The organism is Pseudomonas sp. TNT2022 ID642, assembly GCF_028656995.1.
Classification (GTDB): domain Bacteria; phylum Pseudomonadota; class Gammaproteobacteria; order Pseudomonadales; family Pseudomonadaceae; genus Aquipseudomonas.
This window is the reverse complement of sequence record NZ_JAMDGW010000007.1, coordinates 340,545-365,129: the sequence shown is the minus strand read 5'-3', so window position 1 is coordinate 365,129 and position 24,585 is coordinate 340,545. Positions and strand designations below refer to the sequence as shown.

Sequence of the window (24,585 nt, the reverse complement as noted above, 5' to 3'; positions counted from 1 at the left end):
AGCCCCAATCACAAGGAGTGAGCGATGCGCGTACTGGTCAAAAATCCTCAGGACGATTTCCGCGTCAAAGCCTACGCCGGCACCAACGGTGTGCTGCTGGCCATGGATCTGGCCGAACCGCGGCGCAAGGGCCTGCTGGGATTTGCCATCGAAAAGCAGCAAGGCGCCAAACCCTGGTTGTTCCTGTTCAACAGCCTGACATTCCCTGGCAAGGCGCACACGTTTCCCCGGTTCCACGCCACACCGAGCGATATCGCACCACTGCAGAAATTTCGCTGGGCTGATTACGCGGTCAATCCGGGCATGACCCTCCACTATCGCGTGCATCTGGCCTACGGCACAGCCGATGCCGTGCAGTTGGGCGAGTCGCTGGAGCTGACGATCACTTCCGATGACGGTCACCCAAGCAATCAAAGCGTGATGTTCAATCGTGCTGTCGCCGCCAGTCAGGCGTTCCAGCGCAAGTTTCCCGAACTGGACGCACTGATCAGCGCCAACAAGAACATGCCCATCGAAGCCTGGCCCGACGCGCCACGGCAATGGCTGGAAAACGGCTTGCTCGCACGCCTGCTCGGGTTTATCGAGCGTGCGGTCGATAACCAGTGGGCGCTTGATATCGCGATTTACGAGTATCAGTTGCAGGCGATCGTCGACGCGGTGAATGCGGCGTTCGCGCGGGGCGTGCAGGTGCGGGTGCTGTATCACGCCCGGCCGGATGATGAAGACACCACGATCAACGAAGCGAGTCTGGCGGCACTGCCTCCTGCGAGCAAACGCGGGCGAGTGACCCACAACATCTTTCACAATAAATTCATGGTCCTCAGCCGCGTCAAAGCCAGTGGGGAGCAGCAGCCTGAAGCGGTTCTGTGTGGCAGCACCAATTTCACCGCCAACGGGGTTTATCGGCAGGCCAACGTGGTGCATGTGCTGGACGACGAATCGGTTGCTGCCAGTTATCTGGAGACGTTCGAGCAGATCTGGGCGCAGCCGGATGATATCGGCGCAACCCGTGACTGGGTGACCGAACACAACCCGATGAATCCGCTGCAACCGGTGTTCGCCGGGTTCTCACCGCGTACCGGTTGGGCAGATCTGCAGGAGTTTGTGCGGATCATCGGTGCGGCGAAAAAGGACGTGCTGTTCGTCACGGCATTCTCGCTGCCGGACGCGATCCTCAATGCATTGCTGGGTCAGCCCCACGACGACATTTTGCGCTATGGCCTGCAAAACACGGCCAGTCGCATCACTGGCTTCCATGCCGATCGCAGTGCCGAATTCGCCGCCACGGCGTTGCTCAATACCGGGCTGGAAGGCTGGCTGCGCGAAAACATGAAAGGTCAGAAGGGCAATCTGCTGGTGCACACCAAAGCCGTGGTCACCGACTTCACCACGGACACGCCGACGATCATCAGTGGCAGCCACAACCTCAGCGTTTCGGCGAGTAACGGCAATGACGAAAACTACCTGATCATTCGCGGCGACACCGATCTGGCAGACCGCTATGGTCTGGAGCTGCTGCGGTTTTATGAGCATTACCGATTTCGCTATTTCGCGAAAAAACTGGCGTTGAAGCAAGTGAGTCCGTTGGCGGTGGATGACCGTTGGACCAACGATTACTACGTCGAAGGGGATTTGCGCCAGCTCTCGCGGTTGCGCTTCGCCGGCCGCTGACACCGTACTGTAGGAGCTGCCGAAGGCTGCGATCTTTTGATCTTTTTTTTTAAGCGGAGATCAAAAGATCGTCCGATCGCGGCCCGAACCTTCGGCAGCTCCTACAGAGGTATTCGGAGCTGATTACAGATTTTGAAATGATTTGCCGCTGTAGGAAATGTTCCCAAAGCCTGTACGCTCCAAGGCCATTTTTCATTCAGGATTTGCATGAACACCCTCTCGGAGCCTCCCAGTCGCACCTTCCCCTCGCGCCATGGCGCGGTCTTGACGCACTCGCAGCATCCGGTTTTCCGACATCCGACTATCGTAGATAACGCGGCCCCTGAGCCTTTGCGTTGCGCTTTGCCGTGTCCGGCAGCCTGAATTCACCGAGAGAGATAGAGACGTTTTATGGAATGGTTAGCGGATCCCACGGCCTGGTTAGGCTTGTTGACTTTGATCGTGCTGGAACTGGTGCTGGGTATCGACAACCTGGTGTTCATCGCAATTCTGGCGGACAAACTGCCACCGCATCAGCGTGACCGTGCGCGGATCATCGGCCTGTCGCTGGCGCTGATCATGCGCCTTGGCCTGTTGGCGAGCATTTCCTGGCTGGTCACCCTCACGCAGCCGTTGTTCGAGGTGTTCGACAAGAGCTTCTCCGGCCGCGACCTGATCATGCTGTTCGGTGGTGTGTTCCTGCTGTTCAAGGCCACCATGGAATTGCACGAACGCCTTGAAGGCCACATCGGTGAGCGCACGACCAACGCCGCTTATGCCTTGTTCTGGCCGATCGTTGCGCAGATTGTGGTGCTCGATGCAGTGTTCTCCCTCGATGCGGTGATCACCGCCGTGGGCATGGTCGATGAACTGGCGGTGATGATGATCGCGGTGATCATCTCGATCGGCTTGATGATTGTCGCCAGCAAGCCGCTGACGCGCTTCGTCAACGCGCACCCGACGGTGATCATGCTGTGTCTGGGCTTCCTGATGATGATCGGTTTTGCCCTGACGGCCGAAGGTCTGGGCTTCCACATTCCGAAAGGTTATCTGTACGCCGCCATCGGTTTCTCTATTCTGATCGAGGTGTTCAACCAGATCGCCCGGGCTCGCCGCAAGCGCTCGATGCAGGGGCTGCGACCGATACGCGAGCGCACCGCTCATGCGGTGATGCGCCTGCTGGGCGGACGCAAACTGGCGGCGGAAGAGGTTGGCGAGGAGATCTCTGACCTGCTTGACGACGGTGACGCGCCAAGCGCGGAACTGTTCGACCGTCGCGAGCGGGTGATGATCAGCGGCGTATTGCAACTGGCCGAGCGCCCGATTCGCGGGCTGATGACCGTGCGCGCCGATGTCGACACGATTGATCTGGCCGATGATCGCGAGGCGATTCGTACCCGCTTGATGCACTCGTCCTATTCGCGTCTGCCGTTGATTCGCAACGGTGCGGTGGATGAGCCGTTGGGCTTCGTGCACAAGAAGGAACTGCTCAAGGAATATCTGGCCGGCACCGAACCGAATCTGGAGCATTTGGCGCGCAAGACCATCAATTTGCTCGACAGCTATTCGATCCTGAACGCGCTGGAGCAGATGCGCGCTGCGTCGACGCACATTGCTTTTGTGGTCAACGAATTCGGTGATTTTGTCGGCGTGTTGACCATGACCGACATCCTTGAGTCGATTGCCGGTGAGCTGCCGGATGCCAGCGAAATCGAAGGCCCGGACGTGGTCGAGGAGCAGGGCGGGTTTATCGTCAGTGGTGCGTTGAACCTGGCGCGAGTGCGACAACGTACCGGGTTTGGTGCGCAGCCGACCGACGATTATCAGACCATGGCCGGATTGGTGATGAGCCTGCTGGATCGATTGCCGGTGATCGGTGACCGTCTGGAGCTGGAGGGCTGGCAGATGACGGTCAAAGCGGTGGAAGAACGGCGGGTGACGCGGGTGTTGTTGGTGCGTGCTGCCGCGTAACACTCGAGTTCTCTGGCGACTGTACTGGCCACTTCGCGAGCAGGCTCGCTCCCACACTGGAACGCGTTTCAAATGTGGGAGCGAGCCTGCTCGCGAATGCTTGGGTTCAGGCACCGCAGTATTCACTGATGAAAAGTGTAGCGATCCTTCCTGTTCCCACCCAAGTGCGAGAAATATCTGACGGACAACGCAGAAACGTCGTTGGAAATCACGTGGTATCGTCAAATGGATCGAAGTTAAGAACTTCAGGGGTGCTATTTTAGGTGCTGTTAAAAGTACTTCAGGGAGCACCTTAATGGCACACATCGTTCTTTCTCACGTAGTAGCGAGTATTTCCGAATTGAAAAAAAATCCGATGGGCACCGTAGCTGCAGGAGGTGGACGCTCTGTAGCGATTCTCAACCGAAATGAACCAGCGTTTTATTGCGTACCTGCCAAAGAGTACGAGGCAATGATGACGCGTCTTGATGATCTGGAGTTGATCGCGCTTTGCAAGGAGCGAGAAAACGACCCCACCATCAAGGTCACAATAGATGACCTATGAGCTGGAGTTTTCTGAAAAGGCCTGGAAAGAATGGGAGAAGCTGGGCGCAGGTCTACGAGATCAGTTCAAGAAAAAACTAGCGGAGCGGCTGCTTAATCCACATGTACCGGCGGATCGGCTAAAAGGCCTGGGTAACGCATACAAAATAAAGCTGCGAAGCGCCGGATATCGCTTGGTGTATCGCGTCAAGGATGAAGTATTGGTTGTCACGGTGATAGCCGTAGGCAAGCGAGAGCGAAGCCAAATATATACAGAGGCTGCCAAGCGTTGAAATACGTGCTTCGGAACCTTCAGCCTGTTCAGCACTGACTCCGCAAGCGCGCACGTGCAACGGTGCGCAAAGTGCGAAGTGTCTGACGCAGCCAAGACAGATCATGCAAGCGTTTATGCGGAGCTGCGGGCGCTTTGGTCTTGCCGATATGCTCGGCGAAATCCCGTGCAAGGGTTTCTTCGGTGCCGATGCCTTTGAGTTTTTTCACCATTCTGCCGTTCTTGTAAAACAGTACGGTGGGCGTCCCGGTGACCAGCGGATGGCGCGGGGACTCGCTGGTATTGAGCATGTAGATATTGGCGCGATGCCGGTATGGTTCGGCCGTCTGGCGAAAGATCGGCCCGGCCCATTCGCAGGCGGGGCAATGTTCGTTGGCGAAATAAAGGATTACCGGGCGCCAGGTTTTCAGCGCTTTGCGGTAGGTGGGAGGCAAAGTAGCGAGAGGGATATTCGCGCTCATCAGAATCTCCTTTTCAGGTGTGACTGTATCGCTTGACGGTAATCCAGCAAGCACCGTACGCCTACTGTCAGAGTTGACAGGTGCCACGCGCATTGTTTTGTGTCACGCGCCCCGCAATGTGGCGCGAATACCCGGCGTGTGTAGCCAACGGTAGCGAGTCTGCATGGTGTCTTTGGTAACAGCGCCATTGTCTTTTTCTGCATCTCTTTGATTTCGAAAACTTTTAATTCCACTGCAGATTCCCCAACAATCCTGTGGCACACTTTCTGCTGTCTATTCCGTAGTAACAAACCGTGTTCCGGTATAGCGGAATAAACACAATTCTGGAGTGCTTGCCATGCATCGCCGTCCTTCGTTGTTCAAAGCGTGTGTTCTTGTTCTTGCGGCTTCGTCCGCTGTCATGGGTATGGCCCAGGCAGCCGACAGCAAGCTCGACAGTGTTCTGGCCCGTGGCAAGTTGATCGTGGGCACCGGCAGCACCAATGCGCCGTGGCACTTTCAGGGCGCGGACGGCAAGTTGCAGGGCTTCGATATCGACATCGCGCGGATCGTCGCCAAAGGTCTGTTCAACGACCCGAGCAAAGTCGAGTTCGTGGTGCAGTCGTCCGATGCGCGGATTCCCAACCTGCTCACCGACAAGGTCGACATGAGCTGCCAGTTCATCACCGTCACCGCCAGCCGCGCGCAGCAAGTGGCGTTCACCCTGCCGTACTACCGCGAAGGCGTTGGCCTCCTGCTGCCGAACAACAGCAAGTACAAGGAAATCGAAGACCTGCAAGCCGCCGGCGACAGCGTCACCGTGGCCGTGCTGCAAAACGTCTATGCCGAAGAGCTGGTGCATCAGGCGTTGCCAAAAGCTAAGGTCGATCAGTACGACAGTGTCGATCTGATGTACCAGGCGGTGAACTCCGGTCGCGCCGATGCCGCTGCCACGGATCAGTCATCGGTCAAATACCTGATGGTGCAGAACCCTGGCCGCTACCGCAGCCCAAGCTACGCGTGGAGTCCACAAACCTACGCGTGCGCGGTGAAACGCGGCGACCAGGATTGGCTGAACTTCGTTAACACCGCACTGCATGAAGCCATGACCGGCGTTGAATTCCCGACCTACGCGGCGTCATTCAAACAATGGTTCGGTGTAGATCTGCCGTCCCCAGCCATCGGTTTCCCTGTCGAATTCAAATGATCCCGTGAGAGTGGGGCGATTAAAGTCGCCCCGCTCAAGGTACTGCTGACCATGAACTATCAGTTGAACTTTGCCGCCGTGTGGCGCGATTTTGACACCTTGCTGGCGGGGCTCGGTCTGGGTCTTGAGCTGGCCTTGGTGTCGATCGCGATCGGCTGCGTGATCGGCCTGCTGATGGCGTTTGCCTTGCTCTCCAAGCATCGCGCCTTGCGGGTGCTGGCTTCGGTGTACGTCACGGTGGTGCGTAACACGCCGATTCTGGTGTTGATTCTGTTGATCTACTTTGCGTTGCCAAGCCTGGGCATTCGTCTGGACAAGATTCCCTCGTTCATCATTACGCTGTCGTTGTATGCCGGGGCGTACCTGACCGAAGTCTTCCGTGGTGGCTTGCTGAGTATCCCCAAAGGGCAGCGCGAAGCCGGGCTGGCCATCGGTCTCGGCGAGTGGCAGGTCAAGGCCTACGTCACCGTGCCGGTGATGTTGCGCAATGTTTTGCCGGCGCTGTCGAACAACTTCATTTCGCTGTTCAAGGACACCTCGCTGGCCGCCGCGATTGCGGTGCCGGAGCTGACCTATTACGCGCGCAAGATCAACGTCGAGAGCTACCGGGTGATTGAAACCTGGCTGGTGACCACGGCGTTGTATGTCGCGGCCTGTTACCTCATTGCCATGGTGCTGCGTTACCTCGAGCAGCGTCTGGCGATCCGCCGATAGGAGGCTGCGATGTACGAATCGCCCAGTTGGTTACATGAGTTGTGGGTGGCGCGCGAGCCGCTCTGGCAGGGCTTTTTGACCAGTGTGCAAGTGTCGGCGCTGGCGATCCTGCTCGGCACGATGCTCGGCGTGGTCACCGGTCTGGTGCTGACCTACGGCAAGTTCTGGATGCGCGCACCGTTCCGTTTTTACGTTGACCTGATTCGCGGCACACCGGTGTTCGTGCTGGTGCTGGCCTGCTTCTATATGGCGCCGGCACTCGGCTGGCAGATCAGCGCGTTTCAGGCCGGGGCCTTGGGGCTTACGCTGTTCTGCGGTTCCCACGTTGCCGAGATTGTTCGCGGTGCGCTGCAAGCGTTGCCGCGCGGGCAGATGGAAGCGAGCCAGGCCATCGGCCTGACGTTCTATCAATCCCTTGGCTACGTATTGTTGCCACAGGCGCTGCGGCAGATCCTGCCGACCTGGGTCAACTCGTCCACGGAAATCGTCAAGGCTTCGACCTTGCTCTCGGTGATCGGCGTCGCCGAATTGCTGCTCAGCACGCAACAGATCATCGCCCGGAACTTCATGACTCTGGAGTTCTACCTGTTCGCGGGTTTTCTGTTCTTCGTCATCAACTACGGCATCGAATTACTCGGCCGGCACATTGAAAAACGGGTGGCCTTGCCATGACTCAAGCTCAAGTTTCCCCACAGCCTCACGCGTTGCTGGACATCCGTGGCCTGCACAAACAGTACGGCGCGGTCGAAGTGCTCAAGGGTGTCGACCTGAGCATGCAGCGCGGCAACGTGGTCACGCTGATCGGTTCCAGCGGTTCGGGCAAGACCACGCTGCTGCGTTGCGTGAACATGCTCGAAGAATTCCAGGGCGGGCAGATCCTGCTCGACGGCGAATCCATCGGCTATGACGAGGTCAACGGCAAGCGTGTCCGGCATGCGGAAAAAGTCATCGCCCGCCATCGCGCGATGACCGGCATGGCGTTCCAGCAGTTCAACCTGTTCCCGCACCTGACCGCGTTGCAGAACGTTACCCTGGGCCTGCTCAAGGTGAAGAAGATGCACAAGGACGAAGCCGTCGTCCTCGCGGAAAAATGGCTGGAGCGCGTAGGCTTGCTGGAGCGGCGCAATCACTTTCCCGGCCAGTTGTCCGGCGGTCAGCAACAGCGCGTGGCGATTGCTCGGGCGATTGCGATGAACCCGAGCCTGATGCTGTTTGATGAAGTCACTTCGGCCCTAGACCCGGAACTGGTTGGCGAAGTGCTCAACGTGATCAAGGGCCTGGCTGAAGACGGCATGACCATGTTGCTGGTGACCCACGAGATGCGTTTTGCGTTCGAGGTCTCGGACAAAATCGTTTTCATGAATCAGGGGCGGATCGAAGAGCAGGGGCCTCCCAAGGAACTGTTCGAACGCCCGCAATCGCCGCGTCTGGCTGAGTTTCTCAAGAGCACGCGGTTTTAACTTTCGTTTTGAATCAGGAGAAGTACCCATGAGCATTACCCGTTACGGCACTGGCAGCACCGCCGCGGGCGGCCAGCCCCGTCCCTTCGCTCGCGCCGTTGAAGCGGATGGCTGGCTGCATGTGTCCGGCCAGGTACCGGCGGTGGATGGCGAGATTATTGTCGGCGGCATCGTCGAGCAGACTCACCAGACCATGAAGAACCTGATCGCGATTCTCGAAGAGGCTGGGTATGGCCTGGAAGACGTGGTGCGCGCTGGCGTGTGGCTGGATGATCCACGGGATTTCAGCAGTTTCAACAAGGTTTTCGGCGAGTATTTCAAGCCTGAACACGCACCGGCGCGGGCCTGTGTGCAGGCGAGCATGATGGTCGATTGCAAGGTCGAGATCGACTGCATCGCGTACAAGAAGAAGGCCTGAACTACACATCATCGTTCCCACGCTCTGCGTGGGAACGCCTCACGGAACGCTCCGCGTTCCAAGGGACGCAGAGCGTCCCGGGCTGCGTTCCCACGCGGAGCATGGGAACGATCATTAGCGGTAAACTCCCGGCGACTTTGAATGGGAACCACTGAAATGACCGAAGACACCATCAAACGCCGGGCTCGCGGTCTGGACCGGGCGTTCGATATCCTCGATTTCCTCAAGGAGATCGGCCAGCCGCTGCGCCCCAACGACATCGCCAACGGCATCGGCAGCCCGAAATCCACGGTCTACGAACTCGTCGCCTCGCTGCTGGAACGACGGATTCTGGAGCCAGTGGGCAAGGACGGTCACGTCTATCTCGGCCGGCAGTTGTATTTCCTCGGTCAGGCGCATTTACGCCACTTCGACCTCAGCCGCGAGGCCGATCACGCCTTGCAGGAGATCGTCAGCCAGACCCATGAAACCGCGCAGATGTGCCTGCTCAACGGCCGTAAATACACGGTGGCACTGATGAAGGAGGGCGAGCGGCATTTCCGTATTTCCTCCGACATCGGCGAAAACGCACCCATCCCGTGGACCGCTTCCGGGCGCCTGTTGCTCGCGCACTTGAGCGATCAACAGATCATCGACCTGATCGACGAAAACGACTTCATCCTGCCCGATGGCGAACGCCTGCCGCTGGAACGTTTTCTGGCGGAAATCCGTCAGGCCGGCATCGACGGATTCTTCTCCTTCGACAGTGTTGCCGACACCTTTACCCATTGCTTCGCCGCGCCGGTCAAAGATCCGCAAGGCGTGGCCATTTGCACCTTGTGCATCGTCGCCCCTCGGGCCGATGCGAAGAACAATTACAACGACTATCGCCGGGTGCTGATCGAGAGCGCCAACAGCCTCGCCCGGCGCATCAACGAATAACCGCGGCTGCCTGCGGCCGCGAAAGTGAGGAGTTCGACCATGACCACTGCCATCAATACTGCCGGGGAAAAGGGCGACGCCGCCATCGGTGCGCACCTGACGCGTGACGTCAGCCTGCCGGCGCTGGTGCTGCATCGCGAAGCGCTGGAGCACAACATCCGCTGGATGCAGAAGTTCGTCAGCGACAGCGGTGCAGAACTGGCACCCCACGGTAAAACCAGCATGACCCCGGCACTGTTCAAGCGTCAGCTCGACGCCGGTGCCTGGGGCATCACCCTCGCCAGCGCGACCCAGACCCGCGCCGCTTACGCCCATGGTGTGCGCCGGGTGCTGATGGCCAACCAACTGGTCGGCACGCCGAACATGGCATTGATCGCCGATCTGCTGGCCGATCCGTCGTTCGATTTCTATTGCATGGTCGATCACCCGGACAACGTCACCGATCTCGGCGCCTACTTCGCCTCGCGCGGGGTGAAGCTGAACGTGATGATCGAGTACGGCGTGGTCGGCGGCCGTTGCGGTTGCCGCAGCGAGCAGGAAGTCATCGAACTGGCCAAGGCGATCAACGCGCAACCGGCGCTGGCCCTGACCGGCATCGAAGGTTACGAAGGGGTGATTCACGGCGATCACGCGGTCAGCGGCATTCGTGAGTTTGCGGCGTCGCTGGTGCGTCTGGCGGTGCAGTTGCAGGACAGCGGCGCGTTCGCCATCGCCAAGCCGATCATCACTGCCTCGGGTTCAGCGTGGTACGACCTGATTGCTGAATCCTTCGAAGCGCAGAACGCGGCAGGGCGTTTCCTCAGTGTTTTGCGTCCGGGCAGCTACGTGGCCCATGACCATGGCATCTACAAAGAAGCGCAATGCTGCGTACTCGATCGTCGCAGTGATCTGCACGAAGGCTTGCGCCCGGCGCTGGAAGTCTGGGCGCATGTGCAGTCGTTGCCGGAGCCGGGCTTTGCGGTGATCGCGCTGGGCAAACGTGATGTTGCGTTCGATGCCGGTTTACCGGTGCCGTTGCTGCGCTACAAGGCGGGTGTGGTGCCGGCGCTGGGCGATGACGTCGGGGCGTGCAAGGTTACCGCGGTGATGGACCAGCACGCGTTCATGACCGTGGCGCCGGGCGTTGAGTTGCGCGTGGGTGACATCATTTCCTTTGGTACGTCGCACCCGTGCCTGACGTTCGACAAGTGGCGTGTGGGGTTGTTGGTGGATGAGCAGTTGTCGGTGATCGAGAGCATGGAGACCTGTTTCTAAAGCTTGAGACCGAGTTGCGGCCAATCGCTGGCTTGCCAGCGATGAGGCCCGCCCAGACACCCGCGCATCAACAGAGACAGCACAAGATGAACACCCTCAGCCCCTTGGGCCCGAACACCCCGCGCATCGCCCTGATCGGCGAATGCATGATCGAACTGCAGCAACGCGCCGACGGCAGCCTGCAGCAAAGCTTCGGCGGCGACACCCTGAACACCGCGGTGTATCTGTCCCGTGCAATGGGCGACAACGCGCAGGTCGATTACGTCACCGCGCTGGGTGACGACAGCTTCAGCGATGCCATGTGCCAGATCTGGTCCGAGGAAGGTATCGGCCTCGATCTGGTTCAGCGTCTATCCGGACGCTTGCCGGGCCTGTATTGCATTCAGACTGACGCCAACGGTGAGCGCCGTTTTCTCTATTGGCGCAACGAAGCGGCGGTTCGCGACTGTTTCACCACGCCCGAAGCGGCGCCGATGCTGGCCACGTTGCCGGATTACGATGTGCTGTATTTCAGCGGCATAACTCTGGCAGTGCTCGGTGCGCTGGGCCGGGAGAAACTGATCCAGACGCTGATCGAAGCGCGCCAGCGTGATGCGCGCATCGTCTTCGACAACAATTACCGGCCACGTTTGTGGGCGTCTGTAGAAGACGCGCGAGCGGCGTATCGCAGCGTGTTGCCCTACGTTGATCTGGCGTTATTGACGGTAGATGACGAACAGGCGCTGTTCGGTTTTGCCGATTGCGACGCGGTGTTTGCCGCTTACGCGCAGATCGGCACGCCGGAAGTGGTGCTCAAACGCGGCGCTGAAGCCTGTTTGATTTGCTGTGATGGCGAAGCATTTGAAGTGCCGGCGCAGAAGGTCGAGAAGGTGGTGGACACCACGGCGGCGGGGGATTCTTTTAGTGCGGCGTATCTGGCCAGTCGATTGCTGGGCGGAAACCCGGCGGAGGCTGCCGAGGCGGGGCATCTGCTGGCAAGTCGGGTGATTCAGGTGCCAGGAGCACTGATCCCCAGAACCTGAAATGCAATCCCTGTAGGAGCTGCCGAAGGCTGCGATCTTTTGATCTTGTTTTTCAAGATCAAGATCAAGATCAAAAGATCGCAGCCTCGTTTCACTCGACAGCTCCTACACAGCTCCTGTGAGGAAAGTATTAATCGCGGTAAAACACCTGCACCAGGTGATACCCGAACTTGCTCTTGATCGGCCCATGCACGGTGCGCAGCGGCTTTTTGAAAATCACCGCATCAATCGCGCCAACCATCTGCCCCGGCCGCACTTCACCCAGATCACCGCCGCGCTTGCCGGACGGGCAGGTCGAAAATTTCTTCGCCAGCACATCGAACGCTTCACCCTTGGCGATGCGTTGTTTGAGCTGTTCGGCCTCTTCGGCGGTTTTCACCAGAATGTGGCGGGCTTGGGCTTTCATCGTGCGGTACCTGATAACGGGGTGACGGCGGGGCGCGGATTATGCCTCAAGTCACGGGGTTTGGCTGATCATCGTGCGGATCTTGCTGGCCAGCAGCTCGATGGCAAACGGTTTGGCGACCATGTCCATGCCATCCTCGAGAAAACCCTGCCGCTCGGCGGCTTTCTGCGCATAACCGGTCATGAACAGCACTTTGAGACCCGGCCGATGCTGACGGGCGATTTCAGCCAGTTGCCGGCCGTTCATGCCTGGCAGGCCGACGTCGGTGACCAGCAGATCCACGCGCAGATCGGATTCCAGCAGCGGCAGGGCAGTCTTGGCATCTTCGGCTTCGTGGGCTTGATAACCCAACTCCCGGAGCAGATCGAGCACCAGCATGCGCACGGCCGGGTCATCTTCGACGACCACCACGGTTTCGCCAGTCGTCGTCATTGGCACTTGCTCAAGGGGCACGATGGCCGGCCGCTCCGCCTCGACGCCGTGCAAGCGCGGCAGGTACAGACGCACGCAAGTGCCCTGGCCCGGCAGGCTGTCGAGGCTGACGTGGCCACCGGACTGCTGGGCAAACCCATAAATCATCGACAGCCCCAAACCTGTGCCCTGGCCGATCGGTTTGGTGGTGAAGAATGGATCGAATGCCTTGGAACGCACGGAGGGCGTCATGCCGGTGCCGTTGTCGCTGACCGCCAGCATCAAGTAATCGCCGGCCTTGACCGGTTCGAGCGTGGTGATGTCGCTGCCGTCGAGGTAGACGTTGGCCGTTTCGATCAGCAACTCGCCACCCTCGGGCATCGCGTCGCGGGCATTGATGACCAGATTGAGCAGGGCGTTTTCCAATTGGCTGACGTCGGTGCTGACCGGCCAGACATTCTCGGCCAGACGCAGGGTGAGTTCGATCGGATCGCCCTTGGTGCGCCGAATCAAGTCTTCCAGCGAATGCACCAGTTCATTGACGTTGAGGGTCTTGCGATCCAGCGATTGGCGCCGCGAAAACGCCAGCAAACGATGGGTCAGCGCCGCCGCGCGGTTGGCCGACGAAACGGCGGCTTCGGTAAAACGACCGATCTCGTCGGCCCGGCCATTGGCAATGTAGCGCTGCATCAGATCGAGGCTGCCAATGATCCCGGTGAGCATGTTGTTGAAGTCGTGGGCGATACCGCCAGTGAGTTGACCGACAGCTTCCATTTTTTGCGCGTGGCGCAAGGCATCTTCGGCGCGCTCGCGTTCGAACATCTCGTTCTGCAAACGCTGGTTGGCCTGGGCCAATTGCTCGGTGCGGGCGCTGACCCGTTCTTCCAGGGTTTCGTTGAGATTACGCAAGGCTTCTTCGGTTTTCTTGCGCTCGGTCTCGTCGATTACAAAGATATAGAAACCACTGATCGCGCCGTCGGCGGCGTAACGCGGCAGGTAATTCATCAGCGCGTGGCGATTGCTGCCATCGCGGTGCGGGGTGTACAGGCTGAACGAACAGGGTCTGCCGGCCAGCGCCTCGGCAATGTAAGGCAGGCGCAGGAAATAGGCTTCTTCACCGATGACTTCACGAATCGTGCGGCCGTAGAGTTCCTGTGGCGTGAGTCCGTACCAGTCCAGATAGGCCGCGTTGTTCAGGCGAAAGCGCTCTTCACAGTCGACATAGCTGATCAGGATCGGCATGGCGTTGATGATCAGTTGCAGTTCAGTCTGACTCTGGCGTAACGCCTGTTCGGTGTGTTTGCGCTCGGTCAGGTCCAGCGCTGCGCCGAGGAAACGCATGGGCCGGCCATGATGATCCTTGTAGCAGCGCCCGCGAGCGAACACCCAGCGCACCTCGCCGTCAGCCTGCATCAAGCGATATTCCTCAGCGTATTCGGTGCCGTAGGTGATGCAGTGTTTGATGCTGCGCGCGACCATCGCGCGGTCTTCGGGGTGCACGCCTTGCAAGTAATCGCTGATCGGCAACTGGCTGGCAAGACTGGGGTCGATGCCATGCAACTGAGCGAAATGCGCATCGGCGATAAAGCGATCTTCACCAATATCCCAATCCCAGGTGCCGACGGCATCCGTGGCAGCCAGGGCCAGTTGCAGGCGTTCCTCGGTTTCGCGTTGGGCCTTGAGGCTCTCTTCGGAGCGTCGCTGCAGTTCCAGAGCGATGCGTCGGCGTTCGTTGGTTTCGATGGCGGTCACCAGAATCCCGGCGACTTGCGCGGTTTCATCGCGGATCGGACTGTAGGTCAAATCCAGCCAGAAGTCCGACTCTTTGCCTTCGCGCTGCAGGGTGAAGCGTCTTTCACTGTAGGTGCGAACCTGGCCTTGCAGGACGGCGCTGTAAATCGGGTCGGTAAATTCGCGAAGTTCCGGCCAGATCTGGTGCGCAGGCTGTCCGAATGCGTGCGGATGCTTGTGGCCGGCGAGCAGGGCGAAGCCATTGTTGTAGATCTGCGTAAGTTGCGGGCCCCACAACAACAGCATCGGCATCGGCGAGTGAATCACGATGTCCACCGCGGTGCGCAGGCTCTGCGGCCAACTGCCGGCAGCGCCCAGCGGGCCGCGACTCCAGTCGGTGCGGGCGATGAGTGCCTGAGCGTCGTCGGTGTTCGGTACAGCATTCATTACATCAGTCCTGAGCGTGGTTCGGTGAGGCGACGTCTATCATTGTTGCAGTTGAGCTGCGCCAGGCGCACGCCATTGTCTGTTCATTGAATGCTTCGCGGGTGCTTTTTGCCATGGAAATCGATGCACTGTTGTCAGTTTTGTCCAATAAAAACGGTTCGGATCTGTTCCTGTCAACGGGAGCACCCCCCAGTGCGCGTATCGACGGCGTGCTCACGGCGTTGAGCGAACGACCTTTCAAAAACGCTGAAACCGCCGCCATCGCTGCCTCCCTGATGGACGCCGAGCAACGACGGGAGTTCGACCGGGATCTGGAAATGAATCTGGCGATTTCACGAGCGGGCATCGGCCGCTTTCGCGTGAATATCTTCAAACAGCGCAACGATGTATCGATCGTCATACGCAACGTCAAACTCGACATTCCGCGTTTCGCTGATCTGAAATTGCCGACGGTACTGCTCGAAACCGTCATGCTCAAACAAGGGCTGATCCTCTTTGTTGGCGCCACCGATTCCGGTAAATCAACCTCGCTCGCCGCGCTGATCGATCACCGCAACCGCCACAGCTCGGGGCATATCATCACCATCGAGGATCCAATCGAGTACATCCATCGCCACCAGCGTTCGATCATCAATCAACGGGAAGTCGGGGTTGATACGCGCAGCTTCCACTCTGCGTTGAAAAACACTCTGCGTCAGGCCCCGGATGTGGTGCTGATCGGCGAAATCCGTGACCGCGAAACCATGGAGCATGCGTTGGCATTTGCCGATACCGGGCATTTGGTGCTCTCGACGTTGCACGCCATCAATGCCAATCAGGCACTGGACCGGATCATCAATATGTTCCCGCAGGAGCGGCGACCGCAGTTGTTGCAAACGTTGGGCAATAATCTTAAAGCCTGTGTTTCCCAACGACTGGTGCGCACGGTTGACGGGCAGAGACGGGCAGCGGTGGAAGTCATGCTGGGAACGCCGACTATCAGAGATCTGATACATCGTAATGAATTGGGCGAACTTAAAACGATCATGGAAAAATCCGTGGCGCAGGGTATGCAGACGTTTGATCAATCATTGTTCGATTTGTTTGAGAGCCATGTTGTTAACGAAGAGGAGGTGATGAAACATGCCGACTCCGGAACCAATCTAAAGCTGAAAATCAAGCTGAAAGTTGAGGGGGGGAGTGGCGCGGGCGGCGGGAGTGATGGATGGGGCTTGTTGGAGTAGTTGTTGTTTTTTTTGCATTGTTTACATATGAGCTTATAAATGTTTGATGGCGTCTCTGGTGATGAGTGGGGTTAACTTTACTTGCTCAGCTAGAGCGTATCTATATTTATAAGGAAGCCGTGATGTTGTCTGAAAGTTCAGGGAAGTTATTCAAGTCTTACAGCGTTGCCCATCAAGAGCAGCAGCGCCGACAAGCGATTGACGCTGAAGAGCGAGAGGCCGTACTTGCTCAGTTGTACGATGCAGTCAAAGAGCAGGGCGTTGATCCGGCTTATAGCTGGCAGGGCTACGCCGTTGATGTGCAGGCGGGATCGTCTTTTCATGAGGTTTTTAATCCTGGACGCGTGCTCTGGAGCAAATTGCTCGACAACGACCGAATTATGAGTGAGCTACGTCGCCATCGTGCGCTTAATACTGTCTTGGTCAGAATAAATGAAAACGGTGGGGTCGAAGTCTTTCGAAAGGAAACCGGGAAATGGCATGAAGTTGATCTCGACAATATCCCCCATCGTACCCGCCTTTATCAAAATGTTCTGCTGGTCGGTGATATCGCCAGGCAGGCTTGTGGATATATCTACGACGCCGATGACGTCAACATTGATCAATGGCTTAAGTTTCACAATTTACCCGTCCCGCAAACCTTGGCGCAAACCAAGAATCTGATCGGTTACTTTGAATTCAATCCGCAGGTCGATTCGCTCGGCAATTTCTGGGAATTGCTGGATGCAGAAGATCATTCGCTGGTTGTGCTGTCCGCCGAACAATGCCGCGCGATACGTTCGGTAACAACGCAACTGGTGGGAGCCGGCCAAAAGCTGTTGGACGTTCTGCACCGTAATACCGGACAAACATCCGTCACCGAAGAGAATGCTGACGGGTGGATTATCCGTGTACTTAGCCATAACTACGCGCGTGATCTGGCCACGGCTTATCTGCAAAAACTGCAGTGGCTGGGTTCGCAGCCGGGAGAGATACCATCAAGTCGTGGTCTCGCTAAGTTATTGGTAACTGCCCTGTTGCTGGATATCGACCCATCGATTGGAGGTAACTCCGTTCGCAAGTCCATCGCAGGCCTGCAGCTTTATGCACCGAGCAATGTCGGCCGCCAGGCCACAGTTATTTGCCAGGAGCTACGGGCCTTTTTGGTAGCCAAACAAATGGCATCGGCCGGTTTGGCAGCGGTCGCTGCGCACTTGTTGCTGACGGGCATTGCTCCGGAGTTTATGGTCAAGGGTATTCCGTCTTCGCTACTGATGGGGTCGGTGGAATGGATGAGTTATTGCCGCGCCGTCGTCTTGGCCGAGTCTGTGCGAAAGGGCGCTGCGCGGGTGATGAGCTATGCGCAAATAGTTGCCTATGGCGAACTGGAGCCACTGGGTGAGGCGCAGCTGCACCTGCGTGATATGGCAATGATCGGCCCGATGATCGATTGGGCATTGATCAATGATGTGGTGACGTCGTCTGAATTGGCGAATCAGGAAAAGGCAACCACAGAGCGTGCGCTGTCTGCATTCCAGGAGTATGCAGACAACTTCGTTCCGCGCTTCGGGCGGCTGCCGGACAGGCGCCTCATCGCAAAGGAAGCGCTGGAAGATGCCGCGCCGCTGTGTGACTTTCTGGACGAAAAAGTACTTCACCAGCATCCGGGCCTCGGCGCGTCTCCGACGGCCGCCTGCATGATCGATTTGCATATGTCCGGCGATCTGTCTGGAGGGGCTTGGGATCGGCCGGAAATCTTCCCGGATAACGTCTACTCCAATATTCCTTCCTTGCATGGTGGTGTGACCAACTACGAACGGGCCAAACGTCACGACCCTTCGGTTGCGAGTATCCACGAAGAATTTCCACGGCTACGTCGCCTGCGCCCGAATGACCAAGAGTTTCATCGCCAGTTGCGGGTCTATCTGGAAAACCTTAATCGCTCGTTGGTTGCCACGGTGAAACTGGCGCTTTCCAACATGCCTCATAGGGATCTGCAGGCCTTTCTGAAAGGCACTGTCACCTTCTTTACCTTCCGCGACCGTGCGATTGAAACTTCGTCGTTTCGAATTGCCGGACCTTTTACCTATGAGGTGGACTACGAAACACGGCAAGGCAAGGATGCTGCCACCGGGCGTTTCGGACTATTGATGTGCGTGACAAATGGTGCGGAGCTGACTGCCTATGAGCTGTTTACGTTGCGGGGCGAACTGGTAAAGAATAATCAGCTTGGTAATGAACTGGTCAGGAGAGGCTTGTTCCAGAAACCCGCCAGACTGGATTTTGATGGTGATCTGAAGAAGCAAGATGACCCCATCGCTAAAACGTCTTTCAATATTGATTTCTCCAAGTACTTATATGGCGATTCTCCAGACTTCATTTCCGGATCTGGTCAGGCCATTGCTGAAAAACTCGGCGTGCTGAGCGCTGCTGCGAACCCGATCCAGCTGCAGAAGAGTGTTTACAAGAACTTCAGCAATCCACAACTTGTGCGCCTTGCCGACTTCATCATCAATCATCATCCTGTCATCAGGTTTGAAGAACTGGTAGCGGCGGCCACGGAGCCAACGGAGCTCGAAGCAGAGCGGGCAAAAGGCGAGAAAATCGCCACTTACTTCGTTGATCTGGCCGTGCCTTTCAAAAAATGTATCGAGGACATATCAACGGGTGAGCACAATCGAGTCGTAGACGGGATCTACGGTTGCCTCATGGATGCCATTGCTTTGGGAGGCGCATTCTATGGCGCCGGTGTCAAAGCCTTGAGCATTTCCGCCAAGGCAATCTCTGCGGCCAGCAAAGCCGCGCGCGTGACCAAACTAGTGGTGGCAACCTCGGTATCTGCTTTCAATCCGGTGGATGGCGTACCCACGGCGGTGTACGGCGTCGGTAAACTCGTTCACAAGGGATTACTGCGATTCAGCAAGCCTACGCTGGAACTGCTGGGACTGGCCAAATCTCAATTGACCACGTTGCACGGCAGTAATAAAGGCAAGAACCTGATCCGCTCAGCGGATAATGCTTCAACCGCGCATGGTACATGGCGGCCGAATGCTTCAGCTTCGGACACGCTCACGGTGCTGGCGGCGCGCAATAACTACAAGTGGTATGCACTGGATCGTTTGGGCAAGCCCTGGGGGCCGGCTTTGGGGCATTTCAACTTTATTGCCTCACCTCGGTTACCGCGTGCCAATCACACCTTGCCCGTCAGTTATACACGACTGTTCATCGAGCAAAGCTTGCCGCGGGCACGGGCAAAAATAGAAAGTGCACTCAGTGTGTTGACCAACCATGACTATCGGGCTGAGCGCGATGCTCTGATAAAAATATTGATGGGTCAGACTTCCAGCGATGCGGCGAATCGTGTGTTGAATTATCTGCGGTTGGTCAGAGCGGATTTTGCCGGCGTTTCCATGAGCAACTTCGTTCTCGATCCGCTCAAGGAGACGAACGACATCGCTGAGTTTGATCTGCAGGCCTACCAGCAATGGAAGCGCGCCGGTGGGCAGAGCCCGATTCCGTTCATCCAGATCAATACACCCAATATCAATCGACAGTTCATCGATAAGGGCATGAACCATGACGTCGTAGCGGATGATGTGATTCACGAGTTATTTCATGGGGTCGTACAGAACAATGATGTCGGTTATGCCCTGGATGTCGATGGCGTTACCAAGGGTGGGCAACAGCTGGACGTGGCTGCACTGCTGAATCTTGCCTTGGGGCGACTGGCTGTTGCAGATTCCAGCAACGTCTTTCACCCAAGTACCAAAGCCTTTGAAAACGCCGATTCTCTGGCAGTGCTCACCTCGCTCCTCAGCCAGATGAGCACCGATAAAGTGACGTTCGAAAGCAATCTGCGAGTGCTTCGCGCAGCCGTTGACAACAATGTCGATGGCACGATTATCGGACCCGTATTGATCAAACTGAACGCCACATCTACACACGATCTGACTGATCCGCCCCTGGCAGATGGCTGGATCAGACCGGTGTAGTCATCTGGCGCAAATCTCTTGTACTAGATCTCCAGCTCCGGCCGATCCCGAAACTGCTCCAGCGCTTCGGGATTGGCCAGCGCATCGGTGTTTTTCACCGGCCGTCCATGCACCACTTCACGCACGGCCAGTTCGACAATCTTGCCGCTGATGGTGCGCGGAATGTCTGTCACTGCAACGATCTTCGCCGGTACATGCCTTGGGGTGGTACTGGCGCGGATCACCTGGCGGATGCGCTGCTCCAGCGCCTCATCCAGTGTCAGCCCTTCACGCAACCTCACAAACAGCACAACCCGCACGTCATCCAGCCACTGCTGACCGATGGCGACGCTGTCCAGCACTTCTGTCACTTTCTCGACCTGACGATAGATCTCTGCCGTGCCAATGCGTACACCTCCCGGATTGAGTACCGCGTCGGAGCGGCCATGGATCAGCATTCCGCCGTGCGGCCGTTGTTCCGCGTAATCGCCTTGTGCCCAGACACCGGGAAACAGGCTGAAATACGATTGCCGCAGTTTTGCTCCGTCCGGATCATTCCACAGGCCGATCGGCATGGCCGGGAAATGTCGGGTGCAGACCAGTTCGCCTTTTTCACCAATCACCGGCTGACCGGCATCGTTCCAGACTTGCACCGCCATGCCCAGGCTCTTGCCCATGATCTCGCCGCGCCGCACTGAGGTCAGCGGATTGGCATTGACGAAGCACGAAACGATATCGGTGCCACCCGACATCGACGCCAGACACACATCCGGTTTGAAGTCGCGATAGACAAAGTCGTAGCTTTGCGGCGACAGCGCCGAGCCGGTGCACAGCAGCGTTTTCAGGCTGCGCAGATCATGGCTTTCGCGAGGCTTGGCGCCGCTGCTTTCCAGGGTGGCGAGAAACTTGGGGCTGGTGCCGAACACACTGATGCGTTCGTCGTCGATCAAGTCGAGCAAACGCTGGTTGTCCGGGTGAAACGGCGAGCCGTCGTAGAGCACCACGGCACTGCCGACCGCGAGCGCCGAGACGAGCCAGTTCCACATCATCCAGCCGCACGTCGTGTAGTAAAACAGGCGATCCCCGGGGCCGAGATCGCAATGCAGGCCGTGCTCCTTGACGTGTTGCAGCAGTACGCCGCCGGTGCTGTGGACGATGCATTTCGGCACGCCGGTGGTGCCGCTGGAATACAACACGTACAGCGGATGATTGAACGGCACCGGGACAAAATCCGCTTCGCCGCCCGCCTGATAGAAGTCATCCCACAAGGTCACTTCGGCGCGAGTCCGGTAAGCCTCGACGTGGGCGTGCGGCTGGGCATAAGGCACGATGATCAACTGCCGTAACGTGGGCAGTTGCTCGAGTATTCCGTTGATTTTGTCGGTCTGGTCGATGTCTTTGCCGGCATAGTGATAAGCGGCGCAGGTGATCAACACCTTCGGTTCGATCTGGCCAAAGCGGTCGATCACGCCATGGGTGCCGAAGTCCGGCGAGGAGCACGACCAGATTGCGCCGAGGCTGGTGGTGGCCAACATTGCCACCAGTGTCTGCCAGGTATTCGGCATGCACGCTGCGACGCGATCGCCGAGGCCAACGCCGGCGGCTTGCAGGCTCGCTTGAAACCCGGCGACGTGCTCGGCGAGTTCAGCCCAGGTCAACTGCTCGCGCTGGCCGTTCTCCGCCACGCTGATCACCGCCAAAGCATCGTCACGACGACGCAGCAAATGTTCGGCGAAGTTCAACGTAGCACCGGGAAACCACTCGGCGTCCGGCATTTGCGCGCCTTCGCGCAGCACGGCATCAGGCTGCGTGTGGAAGCGGATATCGAAGAAATCGACAATCGCCTGCCAGAACTCCGGGCGCTGCTCGATGCTCCATTGGTGCAGGGCAGGGTAGTCGTCGAGTTTCAGGTGATGGCGTTGATTGACCGCACGACGGAAAGCGTCCATGCGTGATTTGGCGATACGGTTGGCATCGGGTTGCCAGAGGATGTCGGACATTGGTTGCCTCTTGTTTTATTCATGCACAAGGTCGAGCGCACACCTAACACCTGTGGGAGCGAGCCTGCTCGCGAAGACGTCCGCACATTCAACGACTTCATTGGCGGACCCACCGCTTTCGCGAGCAGGCTCGCTCTCACAGAGGGGGATGGCTGTGCTATTGGGCGAGCCAGCCACCATCAATATTCCACGCCGCCCCACGCACCTGACTGCCAGCTTCGCTGCACAGGAACAGCACCAGTTCGCCAAGATGCTGCGGCGTGACGAACTCGAGCGACGGCTGTTTCTCGGCCAGCAAATCATGCTGTGCCTGCTGCGGATCGACCCCCTTGGCCGCTCGGTCATCGATCTGCTTCTGCACCAACGGCGTCAACACCCAGCCCGGGCAGATCGCGTTGCACGTAACGTTACTGGTCGCGGTTTCCAGGCCGACCACTTTGGTCAAACCGATCACGCCGTGCTTGGCGGCCACATAAGCCGCCTTGCCGGTGGAGCCGACCTGACCGTGCACGGAGGCGATATTGATGATCCGCCCCCAACCTTTGGCGCGCATCCCCGGCAGGCTCAGGCGCGTGCTGTGAAACACCGAAGACAGGTTGATCGCGATGATCGAATCCCAGCGCTCGACGGGGAACTCTTCCACGGCGGCGACATGCTGGATGCCGGCGTTGTTGACCAGAATGTCGACACCGCCGAACTCGCGCTCGGCGTAAGTGATCATGTCGGCGATCTGCGCCGGGTCACTGACATCGGCCGGGTGATGGCCGACCTTGCCGCCGAACCGGGCAACTTCGGCGATGACTTTCGATGCATCGCCAAAACCGTTGAGAATCAGATTGGCGCCAGCCTTGGCCAGGCTCAGTGCGATGCCCAGACCGATGCCGCTGGTGGAGCCGGTCACTAGTGCGGTCTTGCCGGAAAGAGTCGTCATGAATACCTCACACAATGCCAGTGGCGTAGAAAGTGCCGATCACTACGAAAACCGCCAGGGTCTTGATCAGCGTAATACAGAAAATGTCTTTATAGGCTTCGCGGTGGGTCAGGCCCGTCACCGCGAGCAAGGTGATGACCGCGCCGTTGTGCGGCAGGGTGTCCATGCCCCCGCTGGCCATCGCGGCCACGCGGTGCAGCACTTCCAGCGGAATGTTCGCCGCGTGTGCCGCACTGATGAACTGCTCGGACATCGCCGCCAGCGCAATGCTCATGCCGCCCGATGCGGAACCGGTGATGCCCGCGAGCAGGGTCACGGTGATGGCTTCGTTGACCAGCGGATTGGGGATTTGCTTGAGCCAGTCCGCCAGCACCAGAAAGCCCGGCAGCGACGCGATCACCGCGCCGAAGCCGTATTCCGACGCGGTGTTCATCGCCGCCAGCAATGCACCGCTGACCGCGCTTTTGCTGCCTTCGGCGAGCTTGCTGCGAATCGCCTGAAAGCCGAACGCGAGGACCATCAGAATCCCTACCAGCAACGCCGCCTGCACCGCCCAGATCGCGGTGAGTTTGGCGATTTCGGTGGTGACTGGCGTGGTCATGCCCGGCAGCGCGAGGCTGTGTGTCTTGCCGTACCACTGCGGAATCCACTGGGTGAACAGCAGGTTCATGATGCCCACCGCCAACAACGGCGACAGAGCAATCCATGGGTTTGGCAATTTCAGGTCTTCAGCGGTTTCCGGCTCATTACGCAGTTCGCTACCGTAACCTTCACCGGCGCGCTGCGCCTTGTTACGTTGACGCTGAAGAAACAGCATGCCGGCGCAGAACACGAAAATCGTGCCGATCACGCCCAGCCACGGCGCCGCCCACGCGGTGGTATTGAAGAATGTACTGGGGATGATGTTCTGGATCTGCGGCGTGCCGGGCAGGGCGTCCATGGTGAACGAAAACGCACCGAGGGCGATGGTTGCCGGGATCAGCCGCTTGGGAATATCGCTCTGGCGGAACATCTCGGCAGCAAACGGATAAACCGCGAAGACCACCACGAACAGCGACACGCCGCCGTAGGTGAGCAGGGCGCAGACCAGTACGATCACCAGCATTGCCTGTTTGGTACCGAGCAAGCGAATGGCGGCGGCAACGATCGAGCGGGAGAACCCAGACAGTTCGATCAACTTGCCGAACACGGCACCGAGCAGGAAAACCGGGAAATACAGTTTGATGAAACCGACCATTTTCTCCATGAACACCCCGGTGAACGCAGGGGCGACGGCGGAAGGATCGGTGAGCAGGACAGCACCGAGGGCGGCAATCGGCGCGAAGAGGATAACGCTGTAGCCACGGTAGGCAGCCAGCATCAGCAGCGTAAGAGCTGCCAAGGCAATGATCACACTCATGGTGTGTCTCTCCAGAATTGTTATTTTTGTGGGTGGAACGGGTGTGGAGAGGCGTTAGCGAGAACTGTGCCAGATATTTAAGTTATTGAAATATATGGATATTATTGGTTTCGGTTAAAGGTTTTCAACGGACTTGTCTCGTTTTAGAGACTGAGTTAAACCGAAAAGATCGCAGCCTTCGGCAGCTCCTACAGTGCGAGCGCGAATTTCCCCTGT

General features: G+C 58.1%; 20 protein-coding genes. 14 read left to right on the top strand and 6 right to left on the bottom strand.

The annotated features are described in order from the left end of the window. Positions 1-24 precede the first annotated feature (24 nt). The 4 genes from M5G26_RS07535 to M5G26_RS07520 all read left to right on the top strand — a co-directional run bounded on the left by M5G26_RS07535 (position 25) and on the right by M5G26_RS07520 (position 4,436). On the top strand, positions 25-1,671 hold the full coding sequence (locus tag M5G26_RS07535; RefSeq protein WP_273914883.1) for a phospholipase D-like domain-containing protein: 1,647 nt from the start codon (positions 25-27) through the stop codon (positions 1,669-1,671). A 390-nt stretch (positions 1,672-2,061) separates the two neighbouring features. Continuing rightward, positions 2,062-3,621: a TerC family protein gene (locus M5G26_RS07530; RefSeq protein WP_273914882.1), complete on the top strand. Its 1,560-nt coding sequence runs from the start codon at positions 2,062-2,064 to the stop codon at positions 3,619-3,621. A 295-nt stretch (positions 3,622-3,916) separates the two neighbouring features. Continuing rightward, positions 3,917-4,165, top strand: a complete 249-nt coding sequence (locus M5G26_RS07525) for a type II toxin-antitoxin system Phd/YefM family antitoxin (protein WP_150692274.1) — start codon at positions 3,917-3,919, stop codon at positions 4,163-4,165. Beyond that, the gene (locus tag M5G26_RS07520; RefSeq protein ID WP_150692275.1) at positions 4,155-4,436 is read left to right on the top strand and encodes a type II toxin-antitoxin system RelE family toxin; all 282 of its coding nucleotides are present in this window, start codon (positions 4,155-4,157) and stop codon (positions 4,434-4,436) included. The genes M5G26_RS07525 and M5G26_RS07520 overlap by 11 nt, the downstream gene beginning before the upstream one ends. 28 nt (positions 4,437-4,464) lie before the next feature. Here the strand turns inward: M5G26_RS07520 and M5G26_RS07515 are convergent, their stop codons facing one another. Then, positions 4,465-4,896, bottom strand: a complete 432-nt coding sequence (locus M5G26_RS07515) for a thioredoxin family protein (protein WP_273914881.1) — start codon at positions 4,894-4,896, stop codon at positions 4,465-4,467. Between the two features lie 337 nt (positions 4,897-5,233). Between M5G26_RS07515 and M5G26_RS07510 the strand changes: the two genes are divergently transcribed. The 8 genes from M5G26_RS07510 to M5G26_RS07475 all read left to right on the top strand — a co-directional run bounded on the left by M5G26_RS07510 (position 5,234) and on the right by M5G26_RS07475 (position 11,871). Beyond that, entirely contained in the window at positions 5,234-6,082 is an 849-nt protein-coding gene (locus M5G26_RS07510; protein ID WP_134177514.1) for a transporter substrate-binding domain-containing protein, read from the top strand. A gap of 51 nt (positions 6,083-6,133) precedes the next feature. Continuing rightward, positions 6,134-6,796 carry an amino acid ABC transporter permease gene (locus M5G26_RS07505; RefSeq protein ID WP_273914880.1) on the top strand — a complete coding sequence of 221 codons (663 nt, stop codon included), beginning with the start codon at positions 6,134-6,136 and terminating at the stop codon, positions 6,794-6,796. A 9-nt stretch (positions 6,797-6,805) separates the two neighbouring features. After that, positions 6,806-7,468 carry an amino acid ABC transporter permease gene (locus tag M5G26_RS07500; protein ID WP_122590829.1) on the top strand — a complete coding sequence of 221 codons (663 nt, stop codon included), beginning with the start codon at positions 6,806-6,808 and terminating at the stop codon, positions 7,466-7,468. Further along, on the top strand, positions 7,465-8,256 hold the full coding sequence (locus M5G26_RS07495) for an amino acid ABC transporter ATP-binding protein (protein WP_134177512.1): 792 nt from the start codon (positions 7,465-7,467) through the stop codon (positions 8,254-8,256). Before M5G26_RS07500 ends, M5G26_RS07495 begins: the two co-directional genes overlap by 4 nt. A gap of 28 nt (positions 8,257-8,284) precedes the next feature. Next, positions 8,285-8,674, top strand: a complete 390-nt coding sequence (locus tag M5G26_RS07490) for a RidA family protein (RefSeq protein WP_007912330.1) — start codon at positions 8,285-8,287, stop codon at positions 8,672-8,674. Between the two features lie 156 nt (positions 8,675-8,830). Next, a complete protein-coding gene (locus tag M5G26_RS07485) occupies positions 8,831-9,595 on the top strand; it encodes an IclR family transcriptional regulator (RefSeq protein ID WP_273915165.1) in 765 nt (254 codons plus the stop codon). Positions 9,596-9,634: 39 nt separating this feature from the next. Further along, positions 9,635-10,849 (top strand): amino acid deaminase, encoded by a 1,215-nt coding sequence (locus tag M5G26_RS07480; RefSeq protein ID WP_273914879.1) that lies wholly within the window; start codon positions 9,635-9,637, stop codon positions 10,847-10,849. A gap of 86 nt (positions 10,850-10,935) precedes the next feature. Further along, positions 10,936-11,871, top strand: coding sequence for a sugar kinase (locus tag M5G26_RS07475; protein WP_273914878.1), 936 nt, complete (start codon positions 10,936-10,938; stop codon positions 11,869-11,871). 130 nt (positions 11,872-12,001) lie between these two features. Here the strand turns inward: M5G26_RS07475 and M5G26_RS07470 are convergent, their stop codons facing one another. Both M5G26_RS07470 and M5G26_RS07465 read right to left on the bottom strand, forming a co-directional pair. After that, on the bottom strand, positions 12,002-12,277 hold the full coding sequence (locus M5G26_RS07470; RefSeq protein WP_007912322.1) for a peptidylprolyl isomerase: 276 nt from the start codon (positions 12,275-12,277) through the stop codon (positions 12,002-12,004). A gap of 51 nt (positions 12,278-12,328) precedes the next feature. Then, a complete protein-coding gene (locus M5G26_RS07465; RefSeq protein WP_150692281.1) occupies positions 12,329-14,866 on the bottom strand; it encodes a PAS domain-containing hybrid sensor histidine kinase/response regulator in 2,538 nt (845 codons plus the stop codon). Positions 14,867-14,979: 113 nt separating this feature from the next. On the opposite strand from M5G26_RS07465, the gene M5G26_RS07460 reads away from it, so the two are divergent. Together M5G26_RS07460 and M5G26_RS07455 are read left to right on the top strand one after the other, a co-directional pair. Further along, complete coding sequence (locus tag M5G26_RS07460; protein ID WP_273914877.1) at positions 14,980-16,089, top strand: PilT/PilU family type 4a pilus ATPase; 1,110 nt, start codon at positions 14,980-14,982, stop codon at positions 16,087-16,089. A gap of 122 nt (positions 16,090-16,211) precedes the next feature. Next, positions 16,212-20,060 carry a hypothetical protein gene (locus tag M5G26_RS07455; protein WP_273914876.1) on the top strand — a complete coding sequence of 1,283 codons (3,849 nt, stop codon included), beginning with the start codon at positions 16,212-16,214 and terminating at the stop codon, positions 20,058-20,060. 23 nt (positions 20,061-20,083) lie between these two features. Here the strand turns inward: M5G26_RS07455 and M5G26_RS07450 are convergent, their stop codons facing one another. The 3 genes from M5G26_RS07450 to M5G26_RS07440 form a co-directional block, all read right to left on the bottom strand. Beyond that, positions 20,084-22,039, bottom strand: a complete 1,956-nt coding sequence (locus M5G26_RS07450) for an acetoacetate--CoA ligase (RefSeq protein ID WP_273914875.1) — start codon at positions 22,037-22,039, stop codon at positions 20,084-20,086. 157 nt (positions 22,040-22,196) lie between these two features. Beyond that, on the bottom strand, positions 22,197-22,970 hold the full coding sequence (hbdH, locus tag M5G26_RS07445; protein ID WP_150692285.1) for a 3-hydroxybutyrate dehydrogenase: 774 nt from the start codon (positions 22,968-22,970) through the stop codon (positions 22,197-22,199). Positions 22,971-22,977: 7 nt separating this feature from the next. Next, positions 22,978-24,369 carry a GntP family permease gene (locus M5G26_RS07440; RefSeq protein WP_134177503.1) on the bottom strand — a complete coding sequence of 464 codons (1,392 nt, stop codon included), beginning with the start codon at positions 24,367-24,369 and terminating at the stop codon, positions 22,978-22,980. Positions 24,370-24,585: the final 216 nt, after the last annotated feature.

Excerpts from the sequence above, each read along its gene's own strand:
- M5G26_RS07535 (WP_273914883.1), top strand. The coding sequence starts at position 25 with ATGCGCGTACTGGTCAAAAATCCTCAGGACGATTTCCGCGTCAAAGCC.
- M5G26_RS07530 (WP_273914882.1), top strand. The coding sequence starts at position 2,062 with ATGGAATGGTTAGCGGATCCCACGGCCTGGTTAGGCTTGTTGACTTTG.
- M5G26_RS07525 (WP_150692274.1), top strand. The coding sequence starts at position 3,917 with ATGGCACACATCGTTCTTTCTCACGTAGTAGCGAGTATTTCCGAATTG.
- M5G26_RS07520 (WP_150692275.1), top strand. The coding sequence starts at position 4,155 with ATGACCTATGAGCTGGAGTTTTCTGAAAAGGCCTGGAAAGAATGGGAG.
- M5G26_RS07515 (WP_273914881.1), bottom strand. The coding sequence starts at position 4,896 with ATGAGCGCGAATATCCCTCTCGCTACTTTGCCTCCCACCTACCGCAAA.
- M5G26_RS07510 (WP_134177514.1), top strand. The coding sequence starts at position 5,234 with ATGCATCGCCGTCCTTCGTTGTTCAAAGCGTGTGTTCTTGTTCTTGCG.
- M5G26_RS07505 (WP_273914880.1), top strand. The coding sequence starts at position 6,134 with ATGAACTATCAGTTGAACTTTGCCGCCGTGTGGCGCGATTTTGACACC.
- M5G26_RS07500 (WP_122590829.1), top strand. The coding sequence starts at position 6,806 with ATGTACGAATCGCCCAGTTGGTTACATGAGTTGTGGGTGGCGCGCGAG.
- M5G26_RS07495 (WP_134177512.1), top strand. The coding sequence starts at position 7,465 with ATGACTCAAGCTCAAGTTTCCCCACAGCCTCACGCGTTGCTGGACATC.
- M5G26_RS07490 (WP_007912330.1), top strand. The coding sequence starts at position 8,285 with ATGAGCATTACCCGTTACGGCACTGGCAGCACCGCCGCGGGCGGCCAG.
- M5G26_RS07485 (WP_273915165.1), top strand. The coding sequence starts at position 8,831 with ATGACCGAAGACACCATCAAACGCCGGGCTCGCGGTCTGGACCGGGCG.
- M5G26_RS07480 (WP_273914879.1), top strand. The coding sequence starts at position 9,635 with ATGACCACTGCCATCAATACTGCCGGGGAAAAGGGCGACGCCGCCATC.
- M5G26_RS07475 (WP_273914878.1), top strand. The coding sequence starts at position 10,936 with ATGAACACCCTCAGCCCCTTGGGCCCGAACACCCCGCGCATCGCCCTG.
- M5G26_RS07470 (WP_007912322.1), bottom strand. The coding sequence starts at position 12,277 with ATGAAAGCCCAAGCCCGCCACATTCTGGTGAAAACCGCCGAAGAGGCC.
- M5G26_RS07465 (WP_150692281.1), bottom strand. The coding sequence starts at position 14,866 with ATGAATGCTGTACCGAACACCGACGACGCTCAGGCACTCATCGCCCGC.
- M5G26_RS07460 (WP_273914877.1), top strand. The coding sequence starts at position 14,980 with ATGGAAATCGATGCACTGTTGTCAGTTTTGTCCAATAAAAACGGTTCG.
- M5G26_RS07455 (WP_273914876.1), top strand. The coding sequence starts at position 16,212 with ATGTTGTCTGAAAGTTCAGGGAAGTTATTCAAGTCTTACAGCGTTGCC.
- M5G26_RS07450 (WP_273914875.1), bottom strand. The coding sequence starts at position 22,039 with ATGTCCGACATCCTCTGGCAACCCGATGCCAACCGTATCGCCAAATCA.
- hbdH (WP_150692285.1), bottom strand. The coding sequence starts at position 22,970 with ATGACGACTCTTTCCGGCAAGACCGCACTAGTGACCGGCTCCACCAGC.
- M5G26_RS07440 (WP_134177503.1), bottom strand. The coding sequence starts at position 24,369 with ATGAGTGTGATCATTGCCTTGGCAGCTCTTACGCTGCTGATGCTGGCT.